Source organism: Rhodopirellula sp. JB055, assembly GCF_043100905.1.
Lineage (GTDB): Bacteria > Planctomycetota > Planctomycetia > Pirellulales > Pirellulaceae > Rhodopirellula.
The window spans coordinates 1-12,054 of record NZ_JBICHO010000559.1 but is presented as its reverse complement, the minus strand read 5'-3'; the positions used below and the strand labels follow the sequence as shown (position 1 = coordinate 12,054).

Sequence of the window (12,054 nt, the reverse complement as noted above, 5' to 3'; positions counted from 1 at the left end):
CCCCGGAGCACCACGATTCCATAAATCATGATGGGTGCATGGCACATCCGTACCTCGTTACCTGCGGCCCTCCCTACCTGCAGCTTGCATCGACATCGCAACCCGACGCGTGAGCTTTGCAGTTGCGTTTTTCTCACAACCCGAAGCGTCAGCGAGGGAAAAACGATGTTGACTTCGCCTCGCATACGCGTCGGGTTATGAAAAACCAATGCCTCACGCAAAAGCCCAACTTCAAAACCCGAAGCGTTAGCGAGGGAAAAACGATGTCGACTTCGCCACGCTGACGCGTCGGGTTATGAAAAAACCAGTGCCTCACGCAAAAGAGCACCTTCACAACCCGAAGCGTCAGCAAGGGAAAAACGATGTTGACTTCGCCACGCTGACGCGTCGGGTTATGAAAAAACCAGTGCTTCACGCAAAAGCGCAACTCAAAAACTCACGCATCGGGTTTCCATGATCACGCAAGTTCACAAGTTCGCGTCGCCCCTCAACTCGACACGCAATCAAGCTTCGCAATTCCCCCATCTTGCGGGCGTTCGCGTCATCGATTGGCTGACGTGCTTCGAGGTCGGTCCATCGATCGAAAAGCGACTCTTCTTCATCGAATGTTCGCTTGAGACTCACCCGCAATTTCACATTCGTTTGCCACACTCCCGCCGCAAAAGAAGAGAAGGTTGGTCTTTGTTCACGGTGCGATCTCAAAGGGGCACGTGATTGTCAATTTGATCAAGCCTCTTCTCTCGCGAATCGAAATCAGACCGTTTGGTTTGGAATGAATCCTCTTTCGCAGTTTTGAAACATGGCTTCGCGGATGCTGGCCAACATACCCTCCAATGATGGAAATGAGACGATGAAACAGCCTGCAAGAATGGCGTTCACTTTGGTTGAATTGCTGGTGGTGATTGCCATCATTGGCGTTCTGGTCGGATTGCTACTGCCAGCCGTGCAGTCAGCACGTGAAGCCGCCCGACGCATGCAATGCCAAAACAACCTGAAACAAATCGGGTTGGCTTTGCACAACTATGAATCGACTTTCAAGGTCTTGCCTCCCGCCGGCCTCACCTACGTCGACGATTCCGGTTATGGCGGAACCAAAGACGACGATGGATATGGTTTCCTTTGCTTCCTGCTCCCTTACATCGAACAAAGTCCGTTGTACGAGCAAGTCGACCCGTCGGGATATTGGGAAATGGAAGATGGAATCACGGGGCGCCCGATGGAAAGCCTCATTCGTGAAATCGAGGGCGGATCGCCAACGGAACGAATTCAACGACGCTGGGAAGCGGCGACAACACCAGTTGGCACCTATCTCTGTCCATCTTCTGCGATGCCTAAGAATGCACCTTTGAAATGGAGCATCTATGGATCGGGCGACTTTGGTGTCGGTGCACTTAACGTCAACACGATGTTCAATGCCAATCAAGCAACGGGCTTAGCAACGACGAGCTACAAAGGCTGTGCGGGCAATCACCTGGGTGACAACGGCATGTTCGTGAAGCGTGCCGAGGGGGAACCGCGTTTGTTCCGGGATGTGATCGACGGCTTGTCAAACACCATCGCAGTCGGCGAATCGACCTATGTCCGTGCCTCGGGAATCAGCAAGCCTGCTGCGGTTGGCGAAAGCCCCACGTCGCTGGAAGATTGGCCTGTATGGATCGGAATGCCACGGACGGATGAGTCGGTTCGCTTCACCGCACGCACCTCGTCTCCTATCAACGCGTTCGCCTCGGTCGGAAAAATGTACAACGCGATCGATGATGACTGTGCATTCAGTTATCACCAGGGTGGCGCTCAGTTCAACTTCGCGGATGGGTCGGTTCGATTCATTACCGAAAGCATTTCGATGGAAACCTACCAAGCACTTGCGGGGATGAACGACGGCGAGATCGTCGGTGAGTTTTAGGATTCTATACGGGCTTCTCGTCGCCTTATGAGCGTCAACGACGCTCAATCCCCATCACGTTTAAGCTCCTGCATTCTATTTCGTCCTCCCTTTCGGAGCGACGGACCGCTTTGGGCCGAGAGGGTGGAGTGTTGGCTCCAATGCTAAACCCTCTCTTCGATCCGCCCGATCGCACAACACGCGTCTTCGTCTGATCTTTCATATCGACTGTCAATAGATACCAATGAACATCTCTCTCCATTCAAAGATGATTTCTCACAGAACGTGCCTCATCGCTCTATGTTTTTTGCCCACTCTAATTTCCGGATGCGGCGACGATGGATTTCCTGTCGCTCCCGTGACCGGTGTGGTGAAGTGCAACGGTGAAACCGTTGGTGGCGGCATTGTCTACTTTCAGCCCAAACAAGTCGGTGATGATGCCGTGGTTGGAAAGATTGGTCTGGGCGTGATCAACGCACAAGGTCAATTCACGGTTTCAACCTATGGAAATGGCGATGGTGCGGTCGTTGGTCCTCACATCGTCAAAGTTGGCAGGGGCAGTGGGCCAGGTTGCGACTGTGCCATGAACGCGGACCGAATGATCATGGAAGTCGAGGTCACCAGTGGCCCCGAAAACACCTTTGAGATTGATCTTCCGAAGAAGACTCGGCAAGACGCCCGTGCAGAACAACTCGAAGCTGATGAAGACGACGATGACGACGACGAGTAGGCCATGAGTTGTGTTCGCTTGCCTTCCCCATCCATTCGTCTTCGCTGGTTTGGGGACTCTCCGGGCGACATCCATTTGGTTCCAGACTTGGATGTGGTCTGACGTGCGAGCGTTGGACGCATCCCGCGAAGCACTACACAGAATTATTAACTGATCCCTCATGAGACAAGAAACAGGTTCGGCGTTCAACCGAATCAGCAACCGCCTGTTGCAAACCGTCCCCATCGATTTCCTGGTGGTTTTTCGCATCGCTTTTGGTGTTGTGATGTGCTGGTGGGCGATCAGTGGAGTCCGGAACGGCATCCCTTACAACAACTACACTCTGCCTGCCTATCACTTCACGTACTACGGTTTCGATTGGGTGAAACCGATCGACCTCAGCGTTGCGATCGGCGGGGTGGCGGTCGACGGGATGTCACTTCTGTACATCGCTTTCGCAGGGCTCGCGATCTGCATCGCCATGGGACTGTGGTACCGCCTGGTCTCAACCCTTTTCGCTGTGGGAATGGTGTACTGGTTCTTGATCGACAAGGCCTACTACCTCAACCACTATTACCTTTGCACCCTTCTCAGCTTGATGATGCCGTTCTTTCCAGCGGGAAGAGCGTTTTCGGTCGATGCGTGGCGAAACCCAAGTCAACGCAGCGACACGTCGCCGGCATGGTGCCTGTGGTTATTGCGTTTCCAAATAGGAGTCCCTTACTTTTTCGGTGGGATCGCGAAGCTCAATACCGATTGGTTGCGAGGTCAACCGATGCGAACCACGCTTTCGTACATGACGGATCATCCTTGGATCTCCCGATTCCCGTTGGACCAGGAATACCTCGTCCAGCTTGTTTGTTGGGGCGGTCTTCTGTTTGACCTTTCGATCGTTCCGCTGTTGTTGTTCCGCAAGACGCGGTTGTTTGGGTTCTTCTTGACCTGTGCGTTCCATATATGCAATCACAACTTGTGGAACATCGGTATCTTCCCATGGTTGATGATCGCCGCGACGACGGTCTACTTCGATCCAGGTTGGCCTCGGCAGATCCTCCACCGTCTGGGCTGGGGAAATCGTCCCGAGGTCACCGCGACGCCTTCCATGGCGAAATTCCCATTGCCACAACGTTTGATCGTGTCAGGTGTCCTCCTGTGGATCGGTGTGCAGACGCTCGTGCCACTGCGTGTGTTTGTTCTTCCTGGCAACCCAAGTTGGTCAGAATACTCGCACCATTTCTCGTGGCACATGTTGCTTCGCGCGAAAGTCAGTGGCGTTCGGGTGTACGCCACCGCCCCTGACTCAGGCCGGTCGGGAATCATCGACTTGCGTCCCTATCTGACACAACGACAACTTGCGGTGGTTGGGCGAGACCCGCGGATGATTCACCAATTGTGTCTGTTCATCGCTGATGATCTGGCAAACAACGGCCATCCGAACGTCGAACTTCGCGCTCTCGCCTTGGTTTCTCTCAATGGACGAAAGCCGCAACCGATCATCGATCCGGCGGTCGATCTGACGAAGCAGCCTCGTGATTTGCAGTATCCAGATTGGATCGTCGACCTGCACGAACCCTATCGACATCTGGCGTGGAAGATTCCCCTGGAACAATGGGAAAGCCAGTTGGATTTGGAGCTGCCGCCGCAAATGATGGCATTGCGTATCCCACAACGTCCCGTCGTCAGATCTGAAACCGATTCTTCCCAACGCTCCGATGAGATTCGAGTTTCCGGACAATTGGGCGCCGTCGCTGGAAATTGACTTGCATGTTTTACGCCCCACTTTGGCAAGCTTCGCACAAACTCACGATCAGCGAACCTACCAATCCCCCTGACGTTTTTGAAGGAAAGAGAATGACCTATCGGAAGAAATGCGGGATCGCGTTCCTCGCTCTCACCTTGAACGCTGCTTGCACCCTGGTCGGTCCTGAAGCCTGGGCACACGATGATGAGGATCACACTCATGAGACTCCGGTCAAAGTCCCTGCTGGAATCACCTACGCTCCCACAGCCGTTCCTGACCGGATTGTTCTGACGTGGGCAGATGATCCCACGACGACTCAGTCGGTTACTTGGCGAACCGACACATCGGTTGAATCGGCACTCGTGGAATATGCCAAGGCCGAGGACGGTCCTCTGTTTGTCAACAAGACAAAAGAAGTGACCGCGAAATCCCAAACGCTAGAATCGGATCTGGGGATCGCTAAGTATCACAGCACCACGCTGAGCGGTTTGTTCCCCAACACGAAGTATGTGTACCGGGTCGGCGACGGTGTCAACTGGAGCGAATGGGCTCATTTCATCACCGCCAGTGAGCAAGCCGATCCGTTCAGTTTTGTTTATGTTGGCGATGCACAAAACGATCTGAAGTCGCATTGGTCACGTCTGGTGCGTCAGGCTTACTCGGATGCACCGCGTGCCGCATTCCTTTTGCATGCCGGTGATTTGGTCAACCGAGCTGACAGTGACGCTGAATGGGGCGAATGGTTCTACGCCCAAGGGTTCATCCCCCGCAGTACCCCGTGTGTTGCTGTTCCTGGCAACCACGAACAGTCCAAAATTGCCAACGAAAAAACCGGCGAGGTGACTCGTCGTCTGACCAACCACTGGGACAAAGTGTTTGAGTTTCCAAACAACGGACCGGAATCCTCTCGCGAATCGGTCTACTGGATGGATTACCAAGGCGTGCGAATCATCGGCTTGGATTCCAACAATGATATGGAGAGTCAGGCGGTCTGGTTGGAGAATGTGTTGCAAGACAACCCGCAGAACTGGACCGTGATTTCCTTCCATCATCCAATCTATTCTTCGAAGCGCGGACGGGACAACAGCGAGCTTCGAGATCTCTGGCAACCCATTTTCGATAAGTACAAGGTCGATTTGGTTCTCAATGGCCACGATCACACTTACGCGCGAACGGGGATGATGGCTCATGGTAGCGAGAAGAACGTGCCATCTGGCATCCGAGCGCAAAGCGAACTCGCAGGCACGGTGTATGTCGTCTCTGTCAGTGGTCCGAAAATGTACGAACTTGGACGTGAACCCTATATGCAGCGAGTCGCAGAAGACACGCAGCTCTATCAAATCATCACGGTGGATGGCGATGAGCTTCGCTACGTTGCTCGCACCGCCATTGGTCGTCCTTATGATGGATTCACGTTGATGAAACGCGAAGGCAAGCCCAACCAGTTGGTCGAAGATATTCCTGATACACCGGAACGAGTGCGTCCTGAAGCCGATGTTGCAGCAGCGGAACCAGTCAAACGTAACGCGGATCAAGTCCCGGTCGTCTCTTCGAGTCTTCGGTTGACCAACCCAGAAGCGAAGGATCAGGACGACTTGTGTGTTTGGAGAGACAAGCAAGCGCCTGAACGCAGCGTGATCATCGCCTCGGACAAATCGGCCAACCGTTTGTTTGTCTACGACTTAGAAGGCAAGCTGACTCAGTCGATCGAAGTTTCTAAGCCAGGAAACGTCGATTTGCGTTACGACGTCCCCTTCCAAGGTGAGCAAATTGACTTGGTTGCCGTCAATCAACGCGAAGACGGCTATAAACTTCGTCTCTTCCGCGTCGACCATGAAACTCGAGAGTTGGTGGCGATCGACCAAGGTGGGATTGCGACGGGGCCCAACTACGGTGGTTGCCTCTACCGTTCAGCGGTGGATGATCGCCTGTACTTTTTCACGACGTCCAAAGAAGACGGTTGTGAGCAGATCGAACTGAGCGAAACGGTGAACGGGTTTTACACTGGCAAAAAGGTTCGTCACTTGGATGTCGGAATGTCAGAAGGTGCCGTCGCTGATGACCAACTTGGTTCGGTTTACGTCGCAACCGAAACCGAGGGCGTCTGGCGATTTGATGCGGAACCCACAGGACAGCCCAAGGGCACGTTGATTCTGCAGGTCGGCGACAATGGAATTCAAGGTGATTTGGAGGGTGTGGCATTGAGCTACGACGACAATCAAATTCGGTACCTGACCGTCTCGGATCAAGGATCCAACACCTTCCACGTTCTTCCGATGATTGGCGGCAGCAGCACGTATCGTTTCTCGATTGAAAACGCTCAAGACACCGACGGCATCGAGGTGGTCACTGATTCGTTTGGCCCGAAGTTTCCCGAAGGGTTCTTCGCTTGTCACTCGAATCATGACGAGAGTTGCCCGATTCTGATCACCCCATTGCCAAGCATCTTGAACGCTTTGGGAACGAACTAAGCACGTGAGCGGGAGTCATTGGGCTTGATCGCGTCGCGGCGTCTCTCCGAGACGCTGTCATTTGCGAGTCTCAGAGAGACTCGCCTACGTGAGGTTTTACCCGATCATTCCTGCCGAGGGGCTTAGTCCACGGGTAGGAACGCCCATGCTGCCTAAGATCGAGGGGCATGCCGAACAGAAGGCTACCTCACCGTGGCATTGGTTGTGCCCGTGAACCGTCGTCTACGCCAGACGATTCTCGCAACCGATCTGACCATCTGACGCAACGACGCCTGCGTCCGAAAGAACATCACAAACCCCGTTCGCCCCGGTTCAAGCGACGCCCTCTTGCATATCTGCTTCCACCACGTTCTCCGCAAAGCTTCGGTAGGCTGCTCCGATTTGCTGTGCCATCGGATCGGGCCAAGCATGAAAACGCCCTTCCGCGAGTGCGTCAAAGATTGCGGTAGCGACCAATTCTGGCGAAGCGGCGATGTCTTCGAAGCCCGCGTTTTGTCCCATTTCGGTCGCGATTGGACCTGGATGGACACTGACCACCTGCGTGCCTTGATCACGCAACGTTTCACGCAAGCCTTGTGTCACTGAATAACTCGCTGATTTGGATGCGCAGTAGGTGGTGAGGTCTCCGAACGTCTTGACCGACGCCACGCTGTTCAGTTGAGCGATCGCGCCTCCGCCGTTCGCCTTCAACGCGGGAGCAAACGCTTGGACCATTCGAATCAGACCGTAGACATTCACGTTCATTTCGAATTGCAACGCTTCGATCGCGTCGTCGTCCAGCGAGTTCTTGACTTTCAGGACGCCCGCGTTGTTCACGACGAGGTCCACGTCCGTTGCAACATTCGCGGCGGAGGTGATGGACGCCGGATCCTCCAAGTCGACTCTGATTGGGATCACCCGGTCGCCATGCTCCTCCACCAGAGCCTCGGCCGAGTCGGTGTTGCGGACTGCGGCGTAGACTTTGGATGCACCACGTTTCAAGGCTTCTTCCAAAATCACTTTGCCAATGCCGCGGTTGGCTCCGGTGACCAGCACGACTTTGTCGTTCACTTCGAAATTCATTTTTCCATCTTTGGTTGAATTGGTTGGTAACGAGTATTTTGCGTGACGCTTCGTTGCAACGCTCGCAATTTTCGTTTGGACGATATTGCTCAAACCATTTTAGGAGGTCGCAGCGTTGGCATGCCATTCGTTTTTCGCGAAGGCATCGTCCAGAGGCGTTTCGGCGACGTGGTTCGTGTAGTTCGAAAGCACTTTGAAGGCCGTTCCAACAATCACCTCCAACACCGTCTCTTGACCGTAGCCGGCTGACAACAATGCTTCGATGTCGCCGTCTTCCAACCAACCCCGTTGAAGGTTGACTTTTTCGGCAAAGACACGCAGAGCCTCCAGTTTTGGATCAGCAATGGGCGTCCCATTTCGCAGCGACTCGATCACGTCGGCCGGTACCTTCAGCGATTGCATGATCGAAGTGTGGGCGGCCATGCAATACTCGCAACCGTTCAGTCGATTGTTGGTCATCGCGATGATTTGACGTTCAGTGGCGTTCAACTGCGTCTTCGTATCGAAGATGTTGCCGATTGTTCGATAGGCCTCCAGCAAAGCGGGCGACTCCGCCATCTCTGCGTGCAAATTGGGAACAAAGCCGTATACCTGTTGGCTGTGTTCCAATTGTGGCTTGCTGGTTTCGAGAGCGGATTCAATGGTATGTAGCTCGAAATCAGTCATTGTCATTTCCTTTGTTTGGAACGCACGGTACAAACACGTCAAAAGCAATCCAGGAGCCTGTCTCCTGGAGAATGCAAAGGCGATCGTGTGTTCATCTTAGAATGACCGTTTGCCTCAGTTCACCGCCATCCACCCGTCGCTCACGCACGCCAGCCGGTGCAATGGAGCTCATGATCGGGAACCATCAATTCATTCACCGACACTTCTGAGACTGAACTCGGCCGTTGGCATCGAAAGACGCAACTTCCTTGCCCTCTCGTCAGGTTCGCAACGTAGGGTCAATGACAGACGTAGTGGATGAGGCGACGAATCCTCCAACACGGGACTTGTCGCCTCGTCCATTACGAAACCCGCTACTTATTCTTCGATCGTTGATTGCGTGATCTGAGCGGTCTTCAGTGATTTGCCGAAGCTTTGATGTCTCGGCTGCGTGGAATGGAAATCACCAGTCCAGCGGCTCGGTCTTCGTTACTCGACCTTCGCGAAGCATGGCAACCGAGACAGGTGGCCGAGAGTCGAATCTTGCCGACAAAACGGTACATTTCATCATTGGTTTGTTCATGACTGTTCTTTCCGGAACGGATGACGCGTGCGGCTTCCTTTTCGAAGTCGGATTCGGGCTCGTTGTCGATGTTCATCGCTTTCGAATCAATGGAAATCCACCGGATTTCGATTCCGTAGGCCCGTTTGAGTTCAGCGAACACGTCTTCCAGCGAACGAGAAGGAATGTCCAGCCCGTCATCTTCCCGAAAGAAGTCCCGGTGCATGACTTGCAATGCCCCATGCAACGTCTCATGCAGGATTTTGGCTCTTGTTCGAGCCTCCACCAATGTCACGGTCGAAGCAGAATCCACCGTTTCCTGCTTCGGCGCGGCCTGATCCGTCTCGCCCGCATGCTCATCGTCCACGGGCGACCGCGTTGCCTTCAGCCCGGTTTGCCCTGCTACATTCGCGGAGCAAAAGAGCAAGAAGAGGAATGCTATCCCGGAAAGGCGTTTGAACATGCACTTCATCCAATGCGGTGGGAAAGACAAAACAGTAGCAATCGCAGGCATGGGCGTTCACATTCCATCGGGAACCCAATCGCTCAGTGCCGGCGAAGCATCAAGCGGTCGAAACCCATTCGTCTTGACGACTTCCGATTCGGATGTGCCCCAACCGAACTGCCAACGTCCGCGAATCATCGCGCGATTGAACCTGACAAGCTCTCCCATTCAAACATGCGGAACTCGCGCAGGTTTTCAGTGATTCCAACTCACCGGCAGATCTGTGTCAAGCAGAGTCACCTATGAGAGGTGTTGCGTGGATTCTGAGGTTCAAGGTTCTGCACAGGTTCATCGAAGTGTCATCAAAAATTGACACGAGGAACCTGTCGTTGACGATTGTTGCTATCAGACACAATCGGCTTGGAACCCGATTGAGCCCGGCTTTTGTGCTGTTTTCAGCGTTCTGCACTCAGTGAGGAGGGTGGTGGCACTTTGCTTGCAATTAGGTTCATCAAACCAAGGATGACGCAACGACTTCTCTTCTGATGGGAACTTGTACCATGTTGATGAAAAATCCCCACCTTGATCCCAGTCTGGCGCAAGAACTGGAAGACCAAGTTCGGCACCGGGAAACTAGCATTGCCCTTTTGGGCCAAACCGTTGTGCTTCTGAGCCTCATCATCGCGATCATGTTGCGATCCCTGGCGACTTAAGCTCAACCGTTTCGACCGCCTACGACGACGTCAGGCTACTCCGTCAATCCGCGGCAGTGACCGACTCGGGATTCGGTTTTGGCAGTGTCCAAAGCAGCAATCCGATCCCCACGATTGCGCTCGCGGCGGACCCGATCAGAACCCCCGTTTTGGCTGTGTCGAGCCCATCGGCACCAAATGCCAATCCGTCGATGAACAGAGCCATGGTGAAACCAATCCCAGCTAGAAAACTGCCGGAGATGAAGACAGGCCAATTCAATCCACTGGGCAACTTGGCCATTCCACCGCGGATCACCAGCCAACTGAACAGCACAATCCCGAGCGGTTTGCCCACAAGCAATCCAAGCACCACGGCAAGAGCAACCGAATCGGTGATGTTGGATGGTTCAATCAACACACCGGCGTTGGCCAGTGCAAACACAGGCATGATGACGTACGCCGTCCAGGGGTGCAGCGTCATTTCCAAGTACTCCAGCGGCGACACCGTTTCTCGGGTCAATTGCTGAACCTCTCGGACCACTTCCACACGATGAGAACGTTTGTTCCAACGTTGTTGCTGGAACTCGTTTTCCTTTTCATGCAAGTATTCGCGAAAACGTTCGGGGACGAGTGTTGGAGTGGCGGGCGTCATCAGACCTAAGATCACACCAATCAGCGTTGCGTGAACTCCTGATTCATGCAGTGCAATCCATGCCAAAATTCCAACAACGACATATGGTGGAAAACGTCTTACACCGACTCTTGCGAGAAAATGCACCAACCCAATCGCGCAGGCAGCCAACATCAGGTACCGTCCGTCGAGTGACTCGGTGTATCCGATTGCAATCACCAGGATGGCACCGATGTCATCGACGATGGCTAACGAAAGCAATAGGATACGGAGGCTGTGAGGGACCCTGGATCCGAGAATGGCCAGGCACCCGACGACGAACGCGATGTCTGTCGCCATCGGAATTCCCCATCCCTGCATTCCTGGCTGCCCGTACTGCATGGATAGATACAAACTGGCAGGGACAATCATCCCGCCGATGGCGGCAGCAATCGGCAAGGTGGCTTGTCGGATATCGGAAAGAGATCCGTGCGCGAGTTCCCGCTTCACCTCCAATCCAATGACGAAGAAGAAGATCGCCATCAATCCGTCATTGATCACATGATGAAGCGAGTGATTGAACACGACGCCCCCAATGGCGAGCGTCAGGTCCGTCTGCCACAAAGCCAGGTACTCGTTCGCCCACGGTGAGTTCGCCGCTGCAAGAGCAATCGCCGTGCATAGAACCAAGACAACACCGCTGGTTGCCTCAATGTGAAGGAATCGGGCGAAGGGACGAAGCCATCGGTCAATGGGCTGAATCGGCAGAGGAAGTCGCGTTTCAATATGGTTCATAAAGTTGTTGGCTGACGTCTCGCGTTCGCGGCAAATTGGAATTGGTCAGGAAATCGGCAATCCTATGATCGATGCATCGGTGAATGCAGTAGGAGAGACGATCAAGTAGGTCATCAATGCGAGAGCGGGCACCAAAAGCAGCATCAACATCACGCAAATCACTCCGACCACGTACTTCTTCTCGTCCTCATCACTCACGGCCGGCCGAGTCACCTTTTTCAGAGACCGCGGCAAATACGACCGACTTTTCAGAGAGCTTCGGACGTTTGATTTCATGCTGGACGAATTGTCCATGCGTGTCAAATTCGATTCAGTGAAAGTTGCGGACTGCATTGTTTCATCCCTTCGAAAGCGGTTCAGGAACACCACCCAAGATCCAATGCAGTTGGGATGCCGACTGGCCAGCAAAATTCGCTTGCTGCGAACGGTTCCGCGATCCA

At 53.8% G+C, this 12,054-nt stretch carries 8 protein-coding genes and 1 pseudogene; 4 read left to right on the top strand and 5 right to left on the bottom strand.

From position 1 onward, the window contains the following. Positions 1–850 precede the first annotated feature (850 nt). The 4 genes from ACF8AM_RS21880 to ACF8AM_RS21865 all read left to right on the top strand — a co-directional run bounded on the left by ACF8AM_RS21880 (position 851) and on the right by ACF8AM_RS21865 (position 6,803). Positions 851–1,903: a DUF1559 domain-containing protein gene (locus ACF8AM_RS21880; protein WP_392557695.1), complete on the top strand. Its 1,053-nt coding sequence runs from the start codon at positions 851–853 to the stop codon at positions 1,901–1,903. 286 nt (positions 1,904–2,189) lie between these two features. Continuing rightward, a complete protein-coding gene (locus ACF8AM_RS21875; RefSeq protein WP_392557694.1) occupies positions 2,190–2,612 on the top strand; it encodes a hypothetical protein in 423 nt (140 codons plus the stop codon). 160 nt (positions 2,613–2,772) lie between these two features. Further along, positions 2,773–4,350 (top strand): HTTM domain-containing protein, encoded by a 1,578-nt coding sequence (locus ACF8AM_RS21870; protein ID WP_392557693.1) that lies wholly within the window; start codon positions 2,773–2,775, stop codon positions 4,348–4,350. Positions 4,351–4,442: 92 nt separating this feature from the next. After that, complete coding sequence (locus ACF8AM_RS21865) at positions 4,443–6,803, top strand: phytase (RefSeq protein WP_392557692.1); 2,361 nt, start codon at positions 4,443–4,445, stop codon at positions 6,801–6,803. Positions 6,804–7,115: 312 nt separating this feature from the next. On the opposite strand, the gene ACF8AM_RS21860 is transcribed toward ACF8AM_RS21865, so the two are convergent. The 5 genes and pseudogenes from ACF8AM_RS21860 to ACF8AM_RS21840 form a co-directional block, all read right to left on the bottom strand. After that, on the bottom strand, positions 7,116–7,865 hold the full coding sequence (locus ACF8AM_RS21860; protein ID WP_392557691.1) for an SDR family oxidoreductase: 750 nt from the start codon (positions 7,863–7,865) through the stop codon (positions 7,116–7,118). A 99-nt stretch (positions 7,866–7,964) separates the two neighbouring features. Then, positions 7,965–8,531: a carboxymuconolactone decarboxylase family protein gene (locus ACF8AM_RS21855; RefSeq protein ID WP_392557690.1), complete on the bottom strand. Its 567-nt coding sequence runs from the start codon at positions 8,529–8,531 to the stop codon at positions 7,965–7,967. A 395-nt stretch (positions 8,532–8,926) separates the two neighbouring features. Continuing rightward, complete coding sequence (locus ACF8AM_RS21850; protein WP_392557689.1) at positions 8,927–9,535, bottom strand: DUF3365 domain-containing protein; 609 nt, start codon at positions 9,533–9,535, stop codon at positions 8,927–8,929. 738 nt (positions 9,536–10,273) lie between these two features. Beyond that, complete coding sequence (gene nhaA / locus ACF8AM_RS21845; protein ID WP_392557688.1) at positions 10,274–11,614, bottom strand: Na+/H+ antiporter NhaA; 1,341 nt, start codon at positions 11,612–11,614, stop codon at positions 10,274–10,276. A 45-nt stretch (positions 11,615–11,659) separates the two neighbouring features. Beyond that, positions 11,660–12,054: pseudogene (locus tag ACF8AM_RS21840) on the bottom strand (hypothetical protein); the annotation flags it as partial.